Here is a 22450-nt window from a genome sequence, read left to right on the forward strand (position 1 = left end):
AGCGACCCGCGGCGGAACAGACAGGTACGTGGGAATCAGCCCTCGGAGAGGAACCGCTCGACCGTTTCGACCTTCGACGTCAGGCCGTCCGTGACCCCCGGGCGGATGTCCGCCTTGAGGACCAGCGAGACCCGTCCGGCGCGGGCCTCGACGGCCGCGACGGCTCGTTTGACGACGGCCATGACCTCGTCCCACTCGCCCTCGATGGACGTGAACATCGCGTCCGTGCGGTTCGGCAGGCCGGACTCGCGAACGACCCGGACCGCGTCGGCGACGTACTCGCCGACGTCCTCGCCGACGCCCAGCGGGCTCACGGAGAAGGCGACGATCATGCGTTGACGACCCCTTCCTTGCGGGCCCGGGCGGCGATCACGCCGGCCTCCTCCTCGCGCTTGAGCACCCGGTCGCCGTAGAGGCCGCCGAACGGGAGGATCGCCAGCAGGAAGAAGAACGCGACGCGCTTGAAGGGCCACTTGGTGCGGTTCCACACGTCCAGCAGCAGCACCACGTAGGTGATGAACAGCAGGCCGTGGATCAGGCCGAGCGGCATCACCAGGGCGTCGTAGTCGAAGGCGAGCCGGAAACCGGTACCGAAGATCAGCAGCGCGGGGAAGGAGATGGCCTCCGGAACGGAGGCCAGGCGCAGGCGGTGCAGGGCGGCGGCGGTCTTGATGTCCACGGGAACCTCGTTCGGGTGGCAGATGGGCGGTCGGCGCGCAGCGCCGTCTTCTGGGGGTGGAGGTCGGGCGACGGGCGGGCTTGTGCAAGGGTTCACAAGCGTCGCCCCATTGTTACAGCCGCGCCCGCGATCACCGCGCCGGGGGACGTGAGCCGGACCACGCCGGGCCGGCCGGCAGGGGGCCGGCGAGCGGGCCCCGGTCCGGCGTCAGGGAGATCTCCGGGCGATGTCAGGGGCAAAGGACCTGCCCCGCGCGGCCGGTGACCATTACCGTCTGACGCGTGGCTCAGTTTCGGCTCCAGGGGAGCAAGGTGCTCGCCGTCGACATGACGGGCGATGCCGTCAAGGCGAAAAACGGGGCGATGGTCGCGTACGACGGCCAGATGTCCTTCAAGAAGATGACCGGCGGCGGCGAGGGTCTGCGCGGCATGGTCACCCGGCGGCTCACGGGTGAGCAGATGGCCGTGATGGAGGTGAAGGGCCACGGCACCTGCTATTTCGCCGATCGCGCCAGCGAGATCAATCTGGTGCGGCTGCACGGCGAGAAGCTGTACGTGGAGGCCAGCAACCTGCTCTGCACGGACGCGGCGCTGCGCACGGGCACGACGTTCACCGGCCTGCGCGGCGCCTCCCAGGGCAACGGCCTGTTCACCACCACCGTCGAGGGCAGCGGCCAGGCGGCGATCACCTCGGACGGCCCCGCGGTGGTGCTGCGGGTCACCAAGCAGTACCCGCTCCAGGTCGACCCGGGCGCCTATGTGGCGCACACCGGCGATCTGAAGCAGCATTTCCAGTCGGGCGTGAATTTCCGCACGTTCATGGGAGAGGGCTCGGGCGAGGCGTTCCAGATCCGCTTCGAGGGCGAGGGCCTGGTCTACGTCCAGCCCAGCGAGCGCAACACCGTGGGCGGTGAGGTCTGATGCCGTTCACGGCGCTCAACTCCCGCATGGTGCAGGCCACGATCACGCCCGGCCAGCGGATGTTCAGCCAGCGCGGGGCGATGCTCGCGTACCGCGGGGAGGTCTCGTTCACGCCCAACATCCAGGGCGGCCAGGGCGGGATCGGCTCGATGATCGGCCGCCGGATCGCCGGTGAGGCGACCCCGCTGATGACCGTGGAAGGCAGTGGCACGGTCATGTTCGGGCACGGCGGTCATCACGTCCACGTCGTGGACCTGACCGGCGAGACGCTCTACGTCGAGGCCGACCGGCTGCTGGCCTTCGACGGCTCGCTCCAGCAGGGCACGATGTTCATGGGCGCGCAGGGCGGTGTGATGGGCATGGTCCGCGGTCAGGTCACCGGCCAGGGCCTGTTCACGACGACGCTCGCAGGGGTCGGCTCGGCCGCGGTGATGGCCCACGGCGGCGTGCTGGAGCTGCCGATCACCCCGCAGCGCCCGGTCCACGTCGACCCCCAGGCGTACGTCGCGCACCGCGGCGAGGTCCGCAACAAACTGTCCACCGCGCTCGGCTGGCGCGACATGGTCGGCCGCGGTTCGGGCGAGGCCTTCCAGCTGGAGCTGTCGGGCCAGGGCACCGTCTACGTCCAGGCGTCGGAGGAGAAGCTGTGACCGGTCCCGTTGTCCACGACGTCGCCTCGCTCCCCGCCGATGACAACGTCAATCCGTACGCCTTCAGCGTCGATCTGAACGGCCAGTGGTTCCTGCAGAAGGGGAAGATGATCGCCTACTACGGGCAGATCGACTTCCAGGGCATCGGGCACGGCCGGCTGGACCGGCTGATCGCCGGAAGTTTCCATTCGCCACTGCACGCCGCGGACTGGGTCGTCGCCGAGGGCCGGGGAAAGATGCTGCTCGCGGACCGTGCCTTCGACGTGAATTCCTACGATCTCGATGAGGGCAACCTCACTATTCGCTCCGGCAATCTGCTCGCGTTTCAGCCATCTCTGTCGCTGAAGCAGTCGATCATTCCGGGCTTCCTCACGCTGATCGGGACGGGCAAGTTCGTGGCGGCGTCCAACGGGCCGGTGGTGTTCATGGAGCCGCCGATCCGGGTGGACCCGCAGGCGCTCGTCGGCTGGGCCGACTGCCCCTCGCCGTGCCACCACTACGACCACCAGTACCTGCGGGGATTCCTCGGCGGGCTGCGCGCGCACACCGGTATCGGAGGGGCCTCGGGCGAGGAGCACCAGTTCGAGTTCGTGGGGGCCGGCACGGTCCTGCTGCAGTCGACGGAGCAGCTGATGCCGGAGGTGGCGACCGGCGCGGTCCCGGTGGAAGAGGGCGTTCCGGGCGGTGGCGGACACGTTCCGCAAAGTGGCTCACAACTGCCCCAGCTGCCCGGCAACCTCGGGAGCCTCCAGCGCCGCTTCGGGCTGTGAGCGGTAGTCTGCGGACGGTGACCTCGAACGTCTGACCCACACCCGGCCCCGGCCGGTCGTCGTCACCCCAACGGGGATTAATTCACTATTCAACTTTTAACAGGTAGAATTCATCCATGACGACCGACAGCGACACTCCCTGGCTGACCGACCAGGAGCAGCGTGCTTGGCGCACTCATCTGGACGTCAGCAGACTGCTGATGCACCAACTGGAGCGCGATCTGCAACCGTTCGGCCTGACGAACAACGATTACGAGATCCTCGTCAACCTCTCCGAGGCCGAGGACCACCGGCTCCGGATGAGCGACCTGGCCGCCAGCACCCTGCAGTCCAAGAGCCGTCTCTCCCACCAGATCACCCGGATGGAGAACGCCGGCCTGGTACGCCGCGAGAGTTGCGAATCGGACCGCCGTGGCCTCTACGCGGTGCTGACGGAGGAGGGCTGGGACACCATGCGCCGGGTCGCCCCGCACCACGTCGCCTCGGTCCGCAAGCACTTCATCGACCTGTTCTCCCCCGATGACCTGCAGGCGCTGCGGGCCTCCCTCACCCCGGTGGCCGAACACCTCCGCGTCCAGCGCGGCACGATCTGACCGCCCGGCCGCGGCCCCGCCGGGGCCGCGGCCGCACCGGCTCAGCCGGCCGCCGGCAGCCGCAGCTCGAAGACCGCCCGGTCCCGTACGGCCAGCGTGCCACCGTGCCGGACCGCCACGTCCCGGGCGATGGCCAGTCCCAGCCCGGCCCCGCCGTCGTCCCGTGCCCGCGCGTCGTCGAGCCGGACGAACCGCTCGAAGATCCGCTCCCGGTCCGCCTCCGGCACCCCGGACCCGTCGTCCTCGACCCGCAGCACGGCCCACTCCCCCTCGCGCACCACCGCGACCCGCACCTCCCCCGCCGCATGCCGCTGCGCGTTGTCCAGCAGATTCCCCAGCACCCGCCCCAACTGACCGCGCGACCCGGCCACTTCGACGCCCGCGAGCTCACCGGCGGTGGCCGGAATCCGGTCCCCGGCCCGCTGCGAGAGCTCCTCCCGCACCAGCGCCGCGAGGTCCACCCGGGCCGCGGCCGGCCGCTCCCCCGCGTCCAGCCGCGCCAGCAGCAGCAGGTCCGCCGCCAGCCGCTGCAGCCGCACGGTGTCCGCCACCGCGCCCGGGACGTCCAGCAACTCGGGGTGCGCCACCCCCACTTCCAGCTGGGTGCGCAGGCTGGCGATCGGACTGCGCAGCTCGTGCGAGGCGTCCGCGACGAACCGCCGCTGCCGCTCGACGCTCGTCTCCAGCGCGGCCAGCGTCTCGTTGGTGGTGCGCGCCAGCCGGCCGATCTCGTCCCGGGACGACGGCACCGGCACCCGCCGGCTCAGGTCCGTACTGGCCGTGATCGCCGCCATCTCCGACCGGATGCCCTCCACCGGCCGCAGCGCCCGCCGGGTGACCAGCCAGGTCACCCCCGCCACCACCACGAGCAGCAGCGGCAGCCCGATCAGCATGGCGGTCCGTACCGAGCCGACCGCGGCACGCTCCGGCGCCAGCGCCGACCCCGCCCGCACCACGGCCTTCTCGCCCCGGCCGTCCTCGGCCTCGACCGCCGCGAACCGGTAGGCCGCCACCGTGCCGTCGACGTCGGCGGTCCCGTCCCGGTACCGCACGTCGTCGTCGACCTCACCGGGCCGCGGCCCGCCCCGGTCGTCGTCCCCGTCATCGTCGTCACCGTCACCCGACCGGCCGGTCCCGGCGGCACCCGCGTCGCCCGCTGCCGGCCCGCCCTTGACCGGCCTGCCGTCGACGGCCCGGACGTCCTCGCCCGCCGCCAGCACCCGCCCGTCGTCGTCGGTGACCACCACCGGATGGTCCTCGCCGTCCGGCAGATCGAGCTTCGGGTACGCCGTACCGGTGGCGATCTGCGCGGCCACCTCGCGCGCCGCGACCTCCGCCTGCAGCCCGGCCTGGTCCTGCAGATTGCCGCGCAGCACCAGCAGCACCGCCGTACCGGCCGCGATCAGCGCCAGCGCCACCACCGCGGTCGCGCCGGCCGCCGCCCGGGCCCGTACCGAACCCAGGACCCGGCCCCGCGCCCTACGCACCGGCCACCAGCCGGTATCCCGCACCGCGCACCGTCACGATGTGCCCGGCGCCGAGCTTGCGCCGCAGCGCGCTCACGTACACCTCGATGATGTTGACGTCACCGTCGTAGGCGAAGTCCCACACGTGCTCCAGGATCTCCGCCTTGGACACCACCTCCCCCGCCCGCAGGGCCAGCTGCTCCAGGACGGCGAACTCCTTCGCGGTCAGCGCGACCTCGGTACCGTCCCGCTCGACCCGGCGCGCCCCCTGGTCGACGACGAGCGTCCCCACCCGCAGCACCGGCGGGGCGCCCCGCCCCCGCCGCCGCAGCAGCGCCTTCACCCGGGCCACCAGCACCACATACGAGAACGGCTTGGTCAGGTAGTCGTCGGCACCGGTGTCCAGCCCCTCGGCCTCGTCGTACTCGCCGTCCTTGGCGGTCAGCATCAGGATCGGCACCTCGTTCCCGGCCGCCCGCAGTGCGGCGCAGACGCGGTAGCCGTTCATGCCGGGCAGCATGATGTCCAGCACGACCAGGTCGTAGGCGTCCTCGCCGGCGCGTTGCAGCCCTTCGAGGCCGTCGTGCACCACGTCGACCGCGTATCCCTCGGCCCGCAGGCCCCTGGCCAGCGACCGGGCCAGCCGCTGTTCGTCCTCCACGATCAAGAGCCGCATAGCGGCCAAGCCTGCCATCCGGAACCTGAAGCGTCCTTCAGCTGCCTTCAGCTCGGCTTCAGGTGCGTTCGGCCACTGTGGCGGCACGACGTTGACCCGGATGACCGGGTCCGAGCAACCACGGAGGAGAGCACATGAAGCGCCACCTCGCCATCGCCACCGCCGCCGCGGCCGCCCTGCTGGCGGGCGGTACGGTCACCGCCGTCGCGGTCAGCGGCAGCGGCTCCGGCAACGGCGCGCCGGCCGCGGGCCACAGCCCCCAGGACACCGAGGACCTCCACGAGGCCGGCGCCGCCCGGGTGAGCGCTCCCCAGGCCGCGGCCGCCGCCCTGAAGGCCGTCCCCGGCAAGGTCTCCGGCCTGGACCTCGACCAGGACCGCCCGGGTCTGGTCTGGGACGCGGATGTGCTGGGCAAGGACGGAAAGTGGCACGAGGTCACCCTCGACGCGCGGACCGCACGGGTGCTGAACCAGCACGTCGACCGCGAGGACGACGACGATCACACCGGGGAGCGGACCGCCCTGAACCACGCCCGCACGGACGCCGCCACCGCCGCCCGCAAGGCCGCCGCGGAACACGGCACGGTCACCTCCGTCGAACTGGACGACGACCACCGCGCCAAGGCCGTCTGGGAGGTCGAGACCGTCACCAAGGACGGCACCGAGCACAAGCTCCTCATCGACCCGCACACCGGCACCCTGAACACCGCCCCCGCGCACGACGACAACGGGGACGACTGACCCGAATAACCGGCCGCCACCCCCACCACCGTTGTCTTTCCCCCAACGGGAGGGGACGGGCCGGAGGGGCCGGTTGTGTGGACGTAAAGCGTCAGCAGTCCACACAACCGGCCCCGGAGGTCCGTCACCGCACCCAACAAGACCCAGCCCGCCGCAGGCGCAACGGCGAGACGCCCCATGGCGGGACGGCCAAGTACGTGCGGGGCGCCGCAAAGCGCGCAACGGCGAGCAACCACCACGGCGGCAAAGCCAGGTACGTGGGCGCCCCGGCGTCAGCCGCCATTCGTGACGCCGTCCACCAACTCGTCCGCCGCCCGATACGGATCCGTCTCGCCCGCCACTATCCGCTCGGCCAGGGCCTCCAGCCGGCGGTCGCCGCTCAGGTCGCCGATCCGCTCACGCAGCGCCGTGACCGCGATCGTCTCGACCTCGTGGGCGGCCCGGGCGCGGCGCCGTTCGGCCAGCACGCCGTGCTCCTCCATCCAGGCCCGGTGCTTCTCCAGCGCTTCGACGACCTCGTCGACGCCCTCGGAGCGGGCGGCGACCGTCTTCACGATGGGCGGCCGCCAGTCGCCGGGCGCCCGGGATTCGCCGAGGCCCAGCATGTGGTTGAGCTCCCGGGCGGTGGCGTCGGCGCCGTCCCGGTCGGCCTTGTTGACCACGTAGACGTCGCCGATCTCCAGGATTCCGGCCTTGGCCGCCTGGATACCGTCGCCCATGCCCGGCGCGAGCAGCACCACGGAGGTGTCCGCCTGGGAGGCGATCTCCACCTCGGACTGGCCGACCCCGACGGTCTCGACCAGGATCACGTCGCAGCCGGCCCCGTCGAGGACCCGGATGGCCTGCGGTGCGGCCCAGGCCAGTCCGCCCAGATGGCCGCGGGTGGCCATCGAGCGGATGTAGACGCCGGGGTCGGAGGCGTGCTCGCTCATCCGGACCCGGTCGCCGAGCAGCGCGCCCCCGGAGAACGGCGAGGACGGGTCGACGGCGAGCACGCCGACCCGCTTGCCCGTCTTGCGGTACGCGGTGACCAGGGCCGAGGTGGTGGTGGACTTGCCCACGCCCGGTGAGCCGGTAAGCCCGACCACGTAGGCGTTGCCGGTGAGCGGTGCCAGCGCCGCCATCACCTCGCGCAGCTCCGGCGCCGCCCCCTCCACGAGGGAGATCAGTCGGGCCACCGCCCTCGGCCGGCCCTGCCGTGCCTGTTCCACCAGCTGGGGGACGTCCACCATCGCTGCTCGGCTCCTTCGGCTCGCTGGTACGCGATTGGCCAGCCTGTACGCACGCGCGTACGGGCTGTCGCTTACTTACCCGGTACGCGGATGATCAGCGCGTCGCCCTGACCGCCGCCACCGCACAGCGCGGCCGCGCCGGTTCCGCCGCCGCGCCGGCGCAGTTCCAGGGCCAGGTGCAGCACGATGCGGGCGCCGGACATCCCGATCGGGTGACCCAGGGCAATCGCGCCGCCGTTGACATTCACCTTTTCCGGGGAGACCCCCAGATCCTTCATTGACTGCACGGCGACCGCCGCGAACGCCTCGTTGATCTCGATCAGGTCGAGGTCGGCGACGGTCAGGCCCTCCTTGCCCAGGGCGTGGTTGATGGCGTTGGACGGCTGGGACTGCAGCGAGTTGTCGGGGCCGGCGACGTTGCCGTGCGCGCCGATCTCCGCGATCCACTCCAGGCCGAGTTCCTGGGCCTTGGCCTTGCTCATCACGACGACGGCGGCCGCACCGTCGGAGATCTGCGAGGACGTGCCGGCGGTGATCGTGCCGTCCTTGGCGAACGCCGGGCGCAGCTTGCCCAGCGACTCCACGGTGGTCTCCGCCCGGATGCCCTCGTCCTTGCTGAAGACGACCGGCTCGCCCTTGCGCTGCGGGATCTCCACGGGGGTGATCTCGGCCTCGAAGAGGCCGTTCTTCTGGGCCGCGGCGGCCCGCTGGTGGGAGGCCGCGGCGATCTCGTCCTGCTCCGGCCGGGCGATGCCGAGCCGGGTGTTGTGCTTCTCGGTCGACTCGCCCATGGCGATGCCCTCGAACGAGTCGGTCAGGCCGTCGTGGGCCATCGCGTCGAGCATCTCGACGGCGCCGTACTTGTAGCCCTCCCGGGACTTGGGGAGGAGGTGCGGCGCGTTGCTCATGGACTCCTGGCCGCCGGCGACGACGACGTCGAACTCACCCGCACGGATCAGCTGGTCGGCCAGCGCGATCGCGTCCAGACCGGAGAGGCACACCTTGTTGACGGTGAGCGCGGGGACGTTCATCGGGATGCCGGCCTTGACGGCGGCCTGGCGCGCCGGGATCTGCCCCGCCCCGGCCTGCAGCACCTGGCCCATGATCACGTACTGCACCTGGTCACCGCCGATGCCCGCCCGGTCCAGCGCCGCCTTGATGGCGAAGCCGCCCAGATCGGCGCCTGAGAAGGTCCGCAGGGATCCGAGAAGCCGCCCCATCGGGGTACGGGCTCCCGCCACGATTACTGAGGTGGTGCCGTTCGTGCCGTTGGTTTCAGACATGCGATGCGGCCTTCCTTTGCAGGGAAGTTAACGAGGGTTCCCGTCAATGTACTGAGCGGTACCCGTCGGGTCACCGGCCAGCAGGTGTGATCGCGCGCACGTTGCGTAACCAGTCGTGAGAGGGGTGCACTGGAACCATGCTGACGCGAATCGACCACATCGGGATCGCCTGTTTCGACCTCGACAAGACTGTCGAGTTCTACCGTGCCACGTACGGCTTCGAGGTGTTCCACACCGAGGTCAACGAGGAGCAGGGCGTCCGGGAAGCCATGCTGAAGATCAACGAGACCTCGGACGGCGGGGCCTCCTACCTCCAGCTCCTGGAGCCCACCCGCGAGGACTCCGCGGTGGGCAAATGGCTGGCCAAGAACGGCGAGGGCGTACACCACATCGCCTTCGGCACCGCGGACGTCGACGGTGAATCCGAGGCCATCCGCGGCAAGGGCGTCCGGGTGCTCTACGACCAGCCCCGGACGGGTTCGATGGGCTCGCGGATCACCTTCCTGCACCCCAAGGACTGCCACGGCGTACTCACCGAACTCGTCACCGCCGCACCCCCCGCCAGCACGGACCACTGACCTTCACGTTCCCCGGCCGGTAGAGTGCAGCTTCGGCCGGGGTACGGGAGTGGGGCTCGGTCCATACTCTGCCGATGATCTGACACCATTTCTTCGGAGAAGGGTCAGCTCCAACGGGTGCCAGTCGAGTACGACGTGACGTGTACGGGACGAGCACCGCAGGACCGGAGCCGGCCGCCACCATGACCAGGGGACGGATGGGACCGCGCAGTGCGGGGCAACGAGCGCCAGGAGCGTAAGTGGGCTGAGGGCGACCACCTCTCGCAGTTCGAAGCCGAGATGGAGCGGCTGAAGACCGAGCGGGACAAGGCCGTCCAGCACGCCGACGACCTCGGCTACCAGGTCGAGGTGCTGCGCGCCAAGCTGCACGAGGCGCGTCGCAACCTCGCGACCCGTCCTGCCTACGACAACGTCAGCCACCAGGCCGAACAACTGCTGCGCAACGCGCAGATCCAGGCCGATCAGCTGCGGTCGGACGCCGAGCGGGAGCTGCGCGAGGCACGGGCACAGACCCAGCGGGTGCTGCAGGAGCAGGCCGAGCGGCAGGCCCGGCTGGAGGCCGAGCTGCACGCCGAGGCGGTCAGTCGCCGCCAGCGGCTCGACGAGGAGCTCAACGAGCGCCGGCAGACCGTCGAATCGCACGTCAACGAGAACGTCGCCTGGGCCGAACAGCTGCGCGCCCGTACGGAGTCGCAGGCCCGCCGGCTGATGGAGGAGTCCCGGGCGGAGGCCGAATCGGCCCTGGCGTCCGCGCGCGCCGAGGCCCAGCGGCTCATCGAGCAGGCCCGGGCCCGGCTCGGTTCGGAGGCCGAAGCGGCCCGCGCCGAAGCCGAATCCCTGCTGCGCCGCGCCCGTACGGACGCCGAGCGGCTGCTGACCGCCGCGTCCAACCAGGCCCAGGAGGCCACGGATCAGGCCGAGCGGCTGCGCACCACGGCCGGCACCGAGGCGGAGGAGGCGCGCCGTCAGGCCACCGAGCTGACCCGTACCGCCGAGGCCCGGCTGCAGGAGGCGGACACGGCGCTGCGCGAGGCGCGCGCCGAGGCCGAGAAGCTGGTCGAGGAGGCGCAGCAGAACGCCGGAAAGCGGCTGTCGGCCGCCGAGTCGGAGAACGAGCAGCGCACCCGTACGGCCAAGGCGGAGATCGCCCGGCTGGTCGGTGAGGCCACCAAGGAGGCCGAGGCGCTCAAGGCCGAGGCCGAGCAACTGCGCGTCGACGCCCGTACGGAGACCGAGCGGCTGCTCGCCGAGGCGCAGGAGGCCGCGCGGTCGAAGGCGGCGGAGGACTCCGCGGCGCAGCTGGCGAAAGCCGCCCGGTCCGCCGAGGAGATGCTGACCAAGGCGTCCGAAGACGCCAAGGCCGCGACCAAGGCCGCCGCCGAGGAGGCCGACCGGCTGCGCAAGGAGGCCGAGGCCGAGGCCGACCGGCTGCGCGAGGAGGCGCACGACACCGCGGCGCAGCTCAAGGGCGCGGCGAAGGACGACACCAAGGAGTACCGCGCCAAGACCGCCGAACTCCAGGAGGAGGCGCGGCGGCTGCGCGGTGAGGCGGAGCAGCTGCGGGCCGACGCGGTCGCCGAGGGCGAGCGGATCCGCGGCGAGGCCCGGCGCGAGGCGGTCCAGCAGATCGAGGAGGCGGCCGGTACCGCCGAGGAGCTGCTGGTCAAGGCCAAGTCCGATGCCGAGGAGACCCGTTCGGGTGCCGTCGCGGAGAGCGAACGGGTGCGGACGGAGGCCATCGAGCGGGCCTCGGCGCTGCGCCGGCAGGCGGAGGACGCGCTGGAGCGGGCGCGTTCGGAGGCCGAACAGCTGCTGCTGGAGGGCACCCAGGCCGCCGAGGAGCTGACGTCGACGGCCGAGAAGAGCGCCGCGAAGCTGCGCGAGGAGGCCGAGGAGGCCGCCGAGCAGCTGCGCACCGACGCCCAGGCGGAGCTGGACCGGCTGCGTACCGAGGCCGAGGAGCGGGTCACGGCCGCCGAGGAGTCGCTGCGCGAGGCCCGCGCGGAGGCCGAACGGCTGCGCCGCGAGACGCAGGAGGAGGCCGCCCGGCTCACGTCGGAGGCCGCCGAGCGTCGCCGCACGCTCCAGCAGGAGGCCGAGGAGGAGGCCGAGCGGCTGCGCACGGAGGCCGCCGCGGACGCCTCGGCGGCGCGCGCCGAGGGCGAGTCGGTGGCCGTACGGCTGCGCAGCGAGGCGGCGGCCGAGGCCGAACGGCTCAAGTCGGAGGCGCAGGAGACCGCGGACCGGGTGCGCGCGGAGGCCGCGGCCGCCGCGGAGCGCACCGGCGCCGAGGCGGCGCAGGCGCTGGCCGAGGCGCAGGAGGAGGCCGCGCGGCGGCGCCGGGAGGCCGAGCAACTGCTGGGCGAGGCCCGCGAGGAGGCCCACCAGGAGCGCACCGCGGCCCGCGAGCAGAGCGAGGAGCTGCTGGCCTCGGCCCGTACGCGGGTGACCGAGGCTCAGGAGGAGGCCGAGCGGCTGGTCGAGGAGGCGGACCGGCGGGCCGGCGAGCTGGTGGCGACGGCCGAGCAGACCGCGCAGCAGGTCCGGGACTCGGTCGCGGGGCTGCACGAGCAGGCCGCCGAGGAGATCGCCGGACTGCGGTCGGCGGCCGAACACGCCGCGGAGCGCACGAAGTCGGAGGCCCAGGAGGAGGCCGACCGGGTCCGCAAGGACGCCTACGACGAGCGGGAGCGGGCGTCGGAGGACGCGGCGCGCATCCGGCAGGAGGCGCAGGAGGCGTCGGAGGCCGCCAGGACGCTTGCCGAGCGGGCCGTCGCGGAGGCCATCGAGGAGGCCGAGCGGCTGCGCACGGAGGCGGCCGGGGTGCTCGACGAGGCCCGCCGGGACGCCAACGCGGCGCGTACGGAGGCCGCCGAGCAGGCCGACCGGCTGGTCTCTGAGGCGACCGCACAGGCCGAGAAGCTGGTCACGGACGCCACCGCGAAGGCACAGCAGCTGCGCACCGACGCGTCGGACGCGCTGGCGGCCGGCGAGCAGGACGCCGCGCGGACCCGTGCCGAGGCGCGCGAGGACGCGAACCGGATGCGGTCGGACGCCGCGGAGCAGGCCGACCGCCTGATCACCGAGGCCCGTTCGGAGGCCGAACGGATCGTCACCGAGGCGACCGAGCTGACGTCTTCGGCGCAGGAGGACGCGGACCGTACGGTCCAGGAGGCCCAGGAGGCCGCCGAGCGGCTGCGCGCGGAGGGCGAGCAGCAGGCGCAGTCCCTGGTGGCCGCGGCGACCGAGCGGTCCGAGCAGCTGCGGTCCGAGGCGGCCGAGGTGCTGGAGCAGGCCCGCCGGGACGCCGAGCGCACCGGCGACCAGGCCCGCGCGGACGCCAACAAGGCCCGTGCGGACGCCGCGGAGCAGGCCGACACGCTGGTGTCGGAGGCCGCGACGGAGGCGCAGCGGCTGCGTGCCGAGGCCGCGGAGACCACCGCGGACGCCGAGCGGGAGGCGGACCGTACCCGGGCCGACGCCCGCGAGCAGGCGGACCGGATGATCGCCACCGCCACCGCGGAGGCGGACCGGCTGCGGGCCGAGGCGGCCGAGACGGTCACCGCCGCGCAGGAGCACGCCGGCCGCACCCGTAACGAATCGGCCAAAATCAAGGAGGACGCGGAGGCGGCCGCGGAGCGGATGCGCGCGGAGGCCCAGGAGGAGACCGACCGGCTGCTCGACGAGGCCCGCAAGGACGCCGCCAAGCGCCGCGGGGACGCCGCGGAGCAGGCCGACCAGCTCATCGCCAAGGCCCAGGAGGAGGCGCTGAAGGTCGCCACCCAGGCCGAGGAGCAGGCCGACACCATGGTCGGGGCGGCCCGCAAGGAGGCCGACCGGCTCGTCGCGGAGGCGACCGCGGACGGCAACGCCCGGGTGGAGAAGTCCCGTACGGACGCCAACGCGCTGCTGGAGGAGGCCCGTGGGGACGCCACCGCCATAAGGGAGCGCGCCGAGGAGCTGCGGCAGCGGATCGAGTCCGAGGTCGAGGAGCTGCACGACCGGGCCCGCCGGGAGTCGGCGGAGACCATGAAGAACGCCGGCGAGCGGGTCGACAAGCTCATCGCGCAGGCCACCGCGCAGCAGGTGGAGGCCGAGGAGAAGGCCGACCGGATGATGGCGGACGCCAACAGCGAGGCGAGCAAGGTCCGGATCGCGGCGGTCAAGAAGGCCGAGAGCCTGATCAAGGAGGCCGAGAACAAGAAGTCCGAGGCGGTGCGCGACGCGGAGCGGATGCGCGAGGAGGCCCGGGAGGAGGCCGTCCGCATCGTGGACGAGGGCAAGCGCGAGCTGGAGACCCTGGTCCGCCGGCGGGAGGACATCAACGCCGAAATCTCCCGCGTTCAGGACGTTCTGGAGGCTTTGGAGTCCTTCGAGGCACCTGGCGGAGGCGGCGAAAACAAGGGCAACGGGGTGAAAGCGGGCGCGGGCGCCGGAGCAACTCGTTCGAGTGGCAAGCAGTCTGAAGGGTAGCCACTCAAATGAGGGGACATTCTCCAGATCAAACGGGCAATGACTCGATGACACGCCGTTGTGACCCCTAGGATTCTCCTTATCACCTCACCGGTCTCTTCGACAGGAACCCCATGAGCGACACTTCCTCCCCCTTCGGCTTCGAGCTCGTGCGGCGTGGGTACGACCGCGGTCAGGTGGATGACCGCATCACGAAGCTCGTCGCCGACCGCGACGGCGCGCTGGCCCGCATCACGTCGCTGGAAAAGCGGATCGAGGAACTCCACCTCGAGACGCAGAACGCCCAGGCGCAGGTCAATGACGCCGAACCGTCCTACGCGGGCCTCGGAGCGCGCGTCGAGAAGATCCTCCGGCTCGCCGAGGAGGAGGCCAAGGACCTGCGCGAGGAGGCCCGCCGGGCCGCCGAGCAGCACCGCGAGCTGGCCGAGTCGGCCGCCCAGCAGGTCCGCAACGACGCGGAGGCGTTCGCCGCCGAGCGCAAGGCGAAGGCGGAGGACGAGGGCGCCCGGATCGTCGAGAAGGCCAAGGGCGAGGCGTCCACGCTGCGCGCCGAGGCCCAGAAGGACGCCCAGTCCAAGCGGGAGGAAGCGGACTCCCTCTTCGAGGAGACCCGCGCCAAGGCCGCCCAGGCCGCCGCGGACTTCGAGACCAACCTCGCCAAGCGCCGCGAGCAGTCCGAGCGCGACCTCGCCTCCCGTCAGGCCAAGGCCGAGAAGCGCCTCGCCGAGATCGAGCACCGCGCCGAGCAGCTCCGCCTGGAGGCCGAGAAGCTGCGTACGGACGCCGAGCGCCGGGCCCGCCAGACGGTGGAGACCGCGCAGCGCCAGGCCGAGGACATCGTGGCGGACGCCAACGCCAAGGCGGACCGTATCCGCAGCGAATCCGAGCGCGAGCTGGCGGCGCTGACCAACCGCCGCGACTCCATCAACGCCCAGCTGACCAACGTCCGCGAGATGCTGGCCACGCTGACCGGTGCGGCGGTCGCCGCGGCCGGCGCCCCCGGCGACGACGAGGCGGTCTCCCGCGGCGTCCCGGCCCAGCAGACGCGCTGAACCACCCGTCGGAAGGTTCTCGCCCGTTTCGATCGAGCCCCCGTACCGCCCTCTGAGGCGGTGGCGGGGGCCCGGTCGTACAGGGGGTCAGCCAGCCGGCCCCGCCCCGGTGGCCGGGCCGCCCAGGCGCGCCTAGCGTGCTGTACATGATCGAGCTTGAGGGGCTGACCAAGCACTACGGCGACAAGGTCGCGGTGGACCACCTCACCTTCACGGTGCGGCCCGGCATCATCACCGGCTTCCTCGGCCCCAACGGCGCGGGCAAGTCGACCACCATGCGGATGATGCTGGACCTCGACAACCCGACGTCGGGCACGGTCCGGATCGACGGCAAGCACTACCGCCAGCTCGAAGACCCCCTGACGTACATCGGCGCGCTGCTGGAGGCCAAGGCGGTGCACGGCGGCCGGAGCGCCGCCAACCACCTGCTGTGCCTGGCGCAGAGCAACGGCATCCCGCGCGGCCGGGTCGGCGAGGTGCTCGAAATGGTCGGGCTCAGCTCGGTCGCCAGGAAGCGCGCGAAGGGCTTCTCGCTCGGCATGGGCCAGCGGCTGGGCATCGCGGCCGCCCTGCTCGGCGATCCGCAGGTGCTGCTCTTCGACGAGCCGGTCAACGGCCTCGACCCCGAGGGCATCCACTGGATCCGCAACCTGATGAAGCACCTCGCGGCCCAGGGCCGTACGGTCTTCGTCTCCTCCCACCTGATGAGCGAGATGGCACTGACCGCCGACCACCTGGTGGTCATCGGCCAGGGCCGGCTGATGGCGGACACGTCCATGAAGGACTTCATCCACCAGAACTCGCGCTCGTACGTCCGGATGCGCTCCCCGGAACAGCAGAAGCTGCTCGACGTGCTGCGCGCCGAAGGCATCCACGCGGCGGCGGCCGGCGGCGGGGCGCTGGAGATCGACGGGGTGCCGGCCGAGCGGCTCGGCGAACTGGCCGCGGCCCACCACCTGACCCTGCACGAGCTGAGCCCCCAGCAGGCCTCCCTGGAGGAGGCGTTCATGCGGCTGACGGCCGGATCGGTGGAGTACCACGCGCACAACGGCGAGCCGGTGCCGGTGCCGACCACCGCCGTCCCGGCAGCCCCCCAGCCGGCCGGGGCACGGCCGGGCGAGCCGCAGCCGACCGGCTGGGGCACGGACTGGCAGAGGAAGAGGAGCTGACCATGGCGGCGGTCGGGCAGGTCATCCGGTCCGAGTGGACCAAGATCAGATCGGTGCGGTCGACGGTGTGGACGCTGGCCATCGCCGTCCTGGTCACCATCGGGCTGGGCATGCTGATCTGCACCCTGGCCAACCACGACTTCAGCTCCATGCCGGCCCGGGACCGGTTGTCGTTCGACGCCACCAACATCAGCTTCGCCGGTATGGGACTGGGCCAGCTCGCGATGATCGTCTTCGGCGTGCTGGTGGTCTCCAACGAGTACAGCACCGGCATGATCCGCGCCTCGCTCGCCGCGGTACCGCAGCGCGGCACGTTCCTGTTCTGCAAACTCCTGGTCGCCACCGCGCTGGTCTTCGTCGTCGGCCTGGCCACCAGCTTCGTGACGTTCTTCGCGGGCCAGGCGATGCTGGGCAATCTGCGCGCCCACCTCGGCGACCCCGGTGTGCTGCGCGCCGTGATCGGCGGCGGCCTCTATATGACCCTGATCGCCCTCTTCTCGATGGCGGTCGCCACGATGCTGCGCAGTCCGATGCTCTCGCTGGGCATCCTGATGCCGTTCTTCTTCCTGATCTCCAACATCCTCGGCAACGTCTCCGCCACCCGGAAGATCGGCCGCTTCCTGCCCGACCAGGCCGGCTCGAAGATCATGCAGGTGGTCCCCCGCGCGGGCGAAGACGTGCCCTACGGGCCGTGGGGCGGGCTGGGGATCATGATCGCTTGGACGGTGGTGGCGCTCATCGGGGGTACGTGGTGTTGAAGCGCCGCGATGCGTGACGCTGCGCTTGGCTTTCTTCCCACGTACTCGGCTGCAGCGCCGTGGGTGTTGCTCGCCGTTGCGCGCTTTGCGGCGCCGCGCACGTACCCGTCTCTCCCGCCGCGGGTCGTCTCGCCGTTGTGCGCTTTGCGGCGCCCCGCACGTTGTCGGCCGTCCCGCCGCGGGTGTTGTTCGCCGTTGCGCCTGCGGCGGGCTGGGTGGTTGTCGGGTGCGGTGCCGGTCCTCCAGACTTCGTCCTCCGGCCCGTCCCCTCCCGCGGGGGGAAAGTTAAGGACGGTGGGGGTGTACGTAACACCCACGGGCGCGCAAGCAACAGACCGGGCCCGCCCCCCCCAGCTCTTACCTCCCACTCACGGGAGGGGCTGGACCGGAGGACGAAGTCTGGAGGGCCGGCACCGCACCCAAAACACAAACGCCCGCCGCTGGGGGCACCTCCCAGCGTTAGCTGGGGGAGCAACGGCGAACAAGCCCCGCGGCGGGACGGCCAGGTACGTGCGGCGCGCCGCAAAGCGCAACGGCGAGCAACAACCGCGGCGGGAGAGACGGCTACGTGGGCGGATTACGGGAACCGTCAACGCACCGATAGCCTCCTAATCCTCACGGGGGCACGAGGGCGCCTCTGCCCCGACCATCTTGCGAGGGGCGGAGAATGATCGAGGCAGTCGGCCTGACGAAGCGCTATGGCGCCAAGACGGCCGTGTACAACCTGTCGTTCCAGGTGCGGCCGGGCACGGTGACCGGCTTCCTGGGGCCCAACGGGTCCGGGAAGTCGACGACCATGCGGATGATTCTGGGGCTCGACGCACCGACGTCGGGGACCGCCACCATCGCCGGCCGCCCGTTCCGCAGCCTCCCGAACGCGCCGCGCCAGGTGGGCGCGCTGCTCGACGCCAAGGCCGTGCACGGCGGGCGCAGCGCACGCGCGCACCTGCTGTCGCTGGCGCAGCTGTCCGGCATTCCGGCCCGGCGGGTCGACGAGGTGCTGGGCGTGGTCGGTCTCCAGGACGTCGCCGGGCGACGTTCCAAGGGCTTCTCGCTGGGCATGGGCCAGCGGCTCGGCATCGCCTCGGCGCTGCTCGGCGATCCGCAGGTGCTGCTCTTCGACGAGCCGGTCAACGGCCTGGACCCGGAGGGCATCCTCTGGGTCAGGAACCTGATGAAGCAGCTCGCGTCCGAGGGGCGCACCGTCTTCGTCTCCTCGCACCTGATGAGCGAAATGGCGCTGACCGCCGAGCACTTGATCGTGATCGGCCGCGGGCAGCTGCTCGCGGACATGTCGGTCAAGGACTTCATCTCGGCCAACTCGGCCGATTTCGCCCGGGTTCGGACGCCCGACTCCGAGCCGGAGCAGCGCGAGAAGCTGACCGCCGCGATCGGCGAGGCGGGCGGTCAGGCCACGCCGGAGCCGGACGGTGCGCTGCGGGTGACGGGGCTGCCGCTGCCGCGGATCAGTGACCTCGCCCATGAGGCCGACGTCCGGCTGTGGGAGCTGTCGCCGCACCAGGCGTCCCTGGAAGAGGCGTACATGCGGATGACGCAGGGCGCCGTGGACTACCGCTCGACCAGCGACCCGCGAGCCGGTCTGCAGGAGGTTCCGGCGGGGTACGCGCCGGGGTACGGCGGCCGGGCGTTCCCGGCCAGATGCCCAACCCGTACGCCCAGCAGGCGGCCGGCGCCGTTCCCGGGCCGGGGTACCCGCCGCCCGCGCCGGCTCAGGGTCACCCGTACGGGGCACCCGCACCGTACGCGCCCCACCCTTACGGGCAGCCGCCCGCCGCGCCGATGCCGCCCGCCGCCCCCGCCGACCAGCCCGTGCCCCACACCGAGGACGCCCGATGACCAGCCCTCAGCAGCCGCAGCCCCAGCCTGAGCGCGCCCCGCAGGAAGCCGCCGCACAGCCGCCGGTACCGCCCGTGCCGCCCGCCGCACCGCCGGCCCCGGAGCAGCCCGCGCCCGCCAAGGACGCGGGCACGATGATGCTTCAGGCCCAGGCCCAGGCTCAGGCCCAGGCCCCCGCCCCGCCCCCGGCCAAGGAGGGCGGCACGATGATGCTCCAGGCGCAGCCGATGCCCGAGCCGCGGCCGCTCGCCGCGCACGGGCCGGGCAAGGGCAAGGACGCCGGCACGATGATGCTCCAGGCCCAGCCCCCGCAGGCCCAGCCCCAGCCGCCCGCCCAGGCTCCGCAGGCGCAGCCCCCCGCCACCGAGGGGGCACGATGATGCTCCAGGCCCAGCCGCCCGTGCAGGCGCCCGCGCCGCAGGGCCATCCGCCGGCGCAGCCGCCGGTCGCGGCGCCCGCCCCCATGGGCGCGGGCGGTTATGTCTCGTCCATCCCGGTGCGGCCGGCCCACCTCGGCCATGCGCTGGCCTCGGAGTGGACGAAGATCCGCTCGGTGCGCTCGACGATCTGGACGCTGGGCGTGATGCTGCTGCTGATCGTCGGCATCGGTCTGCTCGCCACCCTCGCCGCGGGCTCGGAGCGCGAGATGGACCCGCTGCTCGCCGTCGGGTTCGTCGGTGTCCTGCTCGGCAGCCTCTGCGTGATCACCCTGGGCGTGCTGTCGATCTCCTCGGAGTACGGCACCGGCATGATCCGTACGACGCTGACCGCCTGCCCCAGCCGGGTGCGGGTGCTGACCGCGAAGGCGGTCGTGTTCTTCGGGCTGGCGCTGGTGATCACCACGATCGCCACCACGCTGGTCGCCCTGCTCGACTTCGGGATGCTCAACGGCCCGGCGCCGACCACCGACCAGTGGCTGCGCGCCACCGTGGGCGCGGGTCTGTACGTCGCGCTGCTCGGTCTGCTGGCGCTGGGCGTGGGCACGCTGCTGCGGCACTCCGCGGGTGCCATCAGCGCCATGATGGGCCTGGTGCTGCTGCCGATGCTGCTGGCGCTGTTCCTGCAGGGCGAGAGCGTGAAGGAGCTCCAGCGGGCGCTCATCGAGTACTCGGTGCCCAGCGCGCTGGCGACGCTCTACGACATCCCGTTCCTGCCCAGCGGCCCGTCGGGCTGGACCCCGCTGTGGATCCTGGCCGGGGTCACCGCGGTGGTGCTGGGCGGTGCCTACGCCGCCATCGCCCAGCGCGACGTCTAGGGACGACCAGGGCCCGGGGAACCGGGCGAGGCCTCAGTAGCGAGGCGCATTTCGGGACCGCTGGAGCCGCGCGCTCCGGCGGTCCCGTGCGTTCCAGCAGGCCCGGTGCCAGTGCCGGCGGTCGTCGACGCCGCCGTCCTGCGGCCAGGCGACGACGTGCGGCACGCCGGGCGGGATCTCCTGGTCGCAGCCGGGGCAGCGGTAGTGCTTGGCCGCGCCGCCGCCCCCGACCTGCCGTACGACCCAGTCCTCGCCGCGCCACTCCTCGGTCCGTTCGAGGCCGTAACGGTCGCCGCCCGTGCGGTCGATGGGCTTCGCACCGCCGCGCTGGCGGTTTCGACGCGGGGACACGGGCACACCTCATAAAGGGGAGAACGGGGTCACGGGCTGTCACCAGCGTACGCGGCACGCGGCACGGCGCGTTCCGGGCGGCAGGTTTCTGTGATCATCGGGAAATTCCCGGCGAGGCCGTGCCCTTGGCACGTGTCAGGCGTTGTTGCCTGTAAGGGGGGAAGCCGCGTCGGCTGCGAGGAGGCAGAGAGCGATGCGTGTGGGAGCTTTCATCCTGGCCGCTCAATTCCCCGGTCAGGGACAGGGGGAAGCACTGCACCGGGCGGTGCGTTCCGCCGTGGTCGCGGAGGAGGCCGGGCTCGATGCGGTCTGGCTGGCGGAACACCACTTCGTACCCTACGGCGTCTGCCCCAATGCGGTGACGCTGGCCGCGCTGCTGCTGGGCCGGACCCGCCGGATCGGCGTCGGGACGGCGGTGAGCGTGCTGCCGACCCAGCATCCGGTGGCGCTCGGCGAGTCCGCGGCGCTGCTGCACCTGACGTCCGAGGGGCGGTTCACGCTCGGCGTCGGCCGGGGCGGCCCCTGGGTGGATCTGGAGGTCTTCGGCTCCGGGCTCGCCGCGTACGACCACGGCTTCCCCGAGTCGCTCGATCTGCTGCTGCGCTGGCTGCGCGAGCCCCGGGTCGGGGCGCGGGGCGAGCGGTACGCCTTCCGCGAGGTGGCGGTGGTGCCGCGGCCGGACCAGGCGCTGATCGATCCGGACGAACCGGGGGCCGGGCCGCCGGGCCCGCCCGTGGTGGTGGCCTGCACCTCCCCGTCGTCCGTGCGGATGGCCGCCGCGCGCGGGCTGCCCATGCTGCTGGGCATGCACTGCGGGGACGAGGAGAAGGCGGAGATGATCGCGCTGTGGCGGGCGGCCGCGCGCGAGGCCGGCCGGGAGCCGGAGGAGATCGCTGCGGCCGCACACGTCTCGGCGGGTGTGGTGCAGATCGCCGATGCCCGCGAGGCCGCGACGGAGACCCTGATGAAGGCGATGCCCGGCTGGCTGCGCCAGGGGCTGGGCGCGCATGTGACGGTCGACGGCCGCTACCGGTCGATGCGCGATCCGCTGGCGTACACGGAGTTGCTGTGCGAGCTGCATCCGGTCGGCCCGCCGCGGTGGTGCGCGGACCGCCTGGCGGCGACGTCGGAGCGCACCGGCATCACCCGCTTCGCGCTGCTCGTCGAGGGCTCCGGCGATCTCGCGGCGACAGAGGAGAACGTCCGCCGGCTGGGCTCGGAGGTCCTGCCGCAACTGGTGTGATCCCTGGGCGACGGCGTACGGGTGCCGTCGTCATGCGGTGGTGCTGCCGCTGGCGCACCGTTCCCGGAGCGCGCCCAACCCCGCGCACTCAGCGGCAGCAACTCCGTTCAGCAGTCGCGGAGTTCGGGCGACTGGTTGAGCAGCTGACCCCGGACGGAGGTGAACCGGGCCAGCCGGTCGTCCACCGCCGGGTCGAGCGGGAAGACCGCCACCCGGTGGCAGTTCTGGAAGGCGAGGCGCACCCCGAAGTGGCGCTCCAGCGAACCACGGATCGCGTCACTCGCCAGTGCGCGCAGCAGCTGACCGCGCGCCTGCTCGTCCGGCGGCGGCGTCTGGTTGTCGGCGAACTCTCCGCCGTCCACCTTCAGCTGGGCCACCAGGGAGCTGATCATCCCCCATGCGTAGGGGAGGGAGTTCCGGACGCAGTCGACAAAAGCGGCTTCGTCGACCTCGCCTCGCTCGGCCTGTTCGAGGAGGGCCGGTGAGACGTCGAGCGACATGAGGTTCTCCTCTCGCGGCCCCGCCGGGACGGACGGGGCCTAGGGCTGGGACAAGGGGTTCCGCGACGGAGCGTGTTCGCCTCACGACCCCCCGCTTCAACGGTATGCCGCGCAAGAGGCCCGCACCAGGAGATTGCACATACAACCGGCCAATGGTGAGCGCCTGGGGTGCGGGGGTTTCCCCCGTAAAGGCACCCCGGTCCAG

The 22450-nt window shown here is 72.2% G+C and carries 20 protein-coding genes and 2 pseudogenes; 14 read left to right on the forward strand and 8 right to left on the reverse strand.

Translation table 11 applies throughout. The annotated features are described in order from the left end of the window. Nucleotides 1–35 precede the first annotated feature (35 nt). Both OJ254_RS02600 and OJ254_RS02605 read right to left on the reverse strand, forming a co-directional pair. Entirely contained in the window at nucleotides 36–332 is a 297-nt protein-coding gene (locus OJ254_RS02600) for an MTH1187 family thiamine-binding protein (RefSeq protein ID WP_265361071.1), read from the reverse strand. Next, on the reverse strand, nucleotides 329–679 hold the full coding sequence (locus OJ254_RS02605; protein WP_265361072.1) for a DUF3817 domain-containing protein: 351 nt from the start codon (nucleotides 677–679) through the stop codon (nucleotides 329–331). Before OJ254_RS02605 ends, OJ254_RS02600 begins: the two co-directional genes overlap by 4 nt. Before the next feature lie 281 nt (nucleotides 680–960). Between OJ254_RS02605 and OJ254_RS02610 the strand changes: the two genes are divergently transcribed. The 4 genes from OJ254_RS02610 to OJ254_RS02625 all read left to right on the forward strand — a co-directional run bounded on the left by OJ254_RS02610 (nucleotide 961) and on the right by OJ254_RS02625 (nucleotide 3612). Further along, the gene (locus tag OJ254_RS02610; RefSeq protein ID WP_261955657.1) at nucleotides 961–1599 is read left to right on the forward strand and encodes an AIM24 family protein; all 639 of its coding nucleotides are present in this window, start codon (nucleotides 961–963) and stop codon (nucleotides 1597–1599) included. Continuing rightward, complete coding sequence (locus tag OJ254_RS02615) at nucleotides 1599–2249, forward strand: AIM24 family protein (protein ID WP_265361073.1); 651 nt, start codon at nucleotides 1599–1601, stop codon at nucleotides 2247–2249. The genes OJ254_RS02610 and OJ254_RS02615 overlap by 1 nt, the downstream gene beginning before the upstream one ends. Continuing rightward, nucleotides 2246–3019: an AIM24 family protein gene (locus OJ254_RS02620; protein ID WP_265361074.1), complete on the forward strand. Its 774-nt coding sequence runs from the start codon at nucleotides 2246–2248 to the stop codon at nucleotides 3017–3019. The genes OJ254_RS02615 and OJ254_RS02620 overlap by 4 nt, the downstream gene beginning before the upstream one ends. 116 nt (nucleotides 3020–3135) lie before the next feature. Further along, nucleotides 3136–3612, forward strand: a complete 477-nt coding sequence (locus OJ254_RS02625) for a MarR family winged helix-turn-helix transcriptional regulator (RefSeq protein WP_261955660.1) — start codon at nucleotides 3136–3138, stop codon at nucleotides 3610–3612. A gap of 41 nt (nucleotides 3613–3653) precedes the next feature. On the opposite strand, the gene OJ254_RS02630 is transcribed toward OJ254_RS02625, so the two are convergent. Beyond that, entirely contained in the window at nucleotides 3654–5075 is a 1422-nt protein-coding gene (locus OJ254_RS02630; RefSeq protein WP_265365019.1) for a sensor histidine kinase, read from the reverse strand. Nucleotides 5076–5091: 16 nt separating this feature from the next. Further along, entirely contained in the window at nucleotides 5092–5754 is a 663-nt protein-coding gene (locus OJ254_RS02635) for a response regulator transcription factor (protein ID WP_265361075.1), read from the reverse strand. A gap of 134 nt (nucleotides 5755–5888) precedes the next feature. On the opposite strand from OJ254_RS02635, the gene OJ254_RS02640 reads away from it, so the two are divergent. After that, nucleotides 5889–6494, forward strand: a complete 606-nt coding sequence (locus tag OJ254_RS02640; RefSeq protein WP_265361076.1) for a PepSY domain-containing protein — start codon at nucleotides 5889–5891, stop codon at nucleotides 6492–6494. A gap of 272 nt (nucleotides 6495–6766) precedes the next feature. Here OJ254_RS02640 and meaB read toward each other — a convergent pair whose 3' ends face one another. Both meaB and OJ254_RS02650 read right to left on the reverse strand, forming a co-directional pair. Further along, entirely contained in the window at nucleotides 6767–7726 is a 960-nt protein-coding gene (meaB, locus tag OJ254_RS02645; protein ID WP_261955663.1) for a methylmalonyl Co-A mutase-associated GTPase MeaB, read from the reverse strand. Between the two features lie 71 nt (nucleotides 7727–7797). Further along, nucleotides 7798–9009, reverse strand: coding sequence for an acetyl-CoA C-acetyltransferase (locus OJ254_RS02650; protein WP_265361077.1), 1212 nt, complete (start codon nucleotides 9007–9009; stop codon nucleotides 7798–7800). Nucleotides 9010–9146: 137 nt separating this feature from the next. Between OJ254_RS02650 and mce the strand changes: the two genes are divergently transcribed. From mce to OJ254_RS02690, 8 genes and pseudogenes are all read left to right on the forward strand, one after another. Then, nucleotides 9147–9587 (forward strand): methylmalonyl-CoA epimerase, encoded by a 441-nt coding sequence (mce, locus tag OJ254_RS02655; protein WP_265361078.1) that lies wholly within the window; start codon nucleotides 9147–9149, stop codon nucleotides 9585–9587. A gap of 210 nt (nucleotides 9588–9797) precedes the next feature. After that, on the forward strand, nucleotides 9798–14060 hold the full coding sequence (gene scy / locus OJ254_RS02660) for a polarized growth protein Scy (protein ID WP_265361079.1): 4263 nt from the start codon (nucleotides 9798–9800) through the stop codon (nucleotides 14058–14060). Between the two features lie 113 nt (nucleotides 14061–14173). Then, nucleotides 14174–15112 (forward strand): coiled-coil domain-containing protein, encoded by a 939-nt coding sequence (locus OJ254_RS02665; protein WP_265361080.1) that lies wholly within the window; start codon nucleotides 14174–14176, stop codon nucleotides 15110–15112. Between the two features lie 146 nt (nucleotides 15113–15258). Continuing rightward, nucleotides 15259–16281, forward strand: coding sequence for an ABC transporter ATP-binding protein (locus OJ254_RS02670; protein WP_265361081.1), 1023 nt, complete (start codon nucleotides 15259–15261; stop codon nucleotides 16279–16281). A gap of 2 nt (nucleotides 16282–16283) precedes the next feature. Beyond that, a pseudogene (locus tag OJ254_RS02675) lies at nucleotides 16284–17056 on the forward strand (ABC transporter permease). Nucleotides 17057–17706: 650 nt separating this feature from the next. Further along, nucleotides 17707–18896 (forward strand): annotated as a pseudogene (locus OJ254_RS30730) (ABC transporter ATP-binding protein). Continuing rightward, nucleotides 18893–19276 carry a hypothetical protein gene (locus tag OJ254_RS02685; protein WP_265361083.1) on the forward strand — a complete coding sequence of 128 codons (384 nt, stop codon included), beginning with the start codon at nucleotides 18893–18895 and terminating at the stop codon, nucleotides 19274–19276. Before OJ254_RS30730 ends, OJ254_RS02685 begins: the two are co-directional and overlap by 4 nt. Further along, on the forward strand, nucleotides 19273–20151 hold the full coding sequence (locus tag OJ254_RS02690) for an ABC transporter permease (protein ID WP_423835810.1): 879 nt from the start codon (nucleotides 19273–19275) through the stop codon (nucleotides 20149–20151). The genes OJ254_RS02685 and OJ254_RS02690 overlap by 4 nt, the downstream gene beginning before the upstream one ends. Nucleotides 20152–20184: 33 nt before the next feature. Here OJ254_RS02690 and OJ254_RS02695 read toward each other — a convergent pair whose 3' ends face one another. Next, nucleotides 20185–20502, reverse strand: coding sequence for an ATP/GTP-binding protein (locus tag OJ254_RS02695; protein ID WP_261955670.1), 318 nt, complete (start codon nucleotides 20500–20502; stop codon nucleotides 20185–20187). Nucleotides 20503–20695: 193 nt separating this feature from the next. Between OJ254_RS02695 and OJ254_RS02700 the strand changes: the two genes are divergently transcribed. Further along, nucleotides 20696–21745, forward strand: a complete 1050-nt coding sequence (locus OJ254_RS02700; RefSeq protein ID WP_265361084.1) for an LLM class flavin-dependent oxidoreductase — start codon at nucleotides 20696–20698, stop codon at nucleotides 21743–21745. A 107-nt stretch (nucleotides 21746–21852) separates the two neighbouring features. Here the strand turns inward: OJ254_RS02700 and OJ254_RS02705 are convergent, their stop codons facing one another. Beyond that, on the reverse strand, nucleotides 21853–22245 hold the full coding sequence (locus OJ254_RS02705; RefSeq protein WP_030414121.1) for an SCO5389 family protein: 393 nt from the start codon (nucleotides 22243–22245) through the stop codon (nucleotides 21853–21855). Nucleotides 22246–22450 lie beyond the last annotated feature (205 nt).

It is taken from the genome of Streptomyces endophytica (assembly GCF_026153355.1).
GTDB lineage: Bacteria > Actinomycetota > Actinomycetes > Streptomycetales > Streptomycetaceae > Streptomyces > Streptomyces endophytica.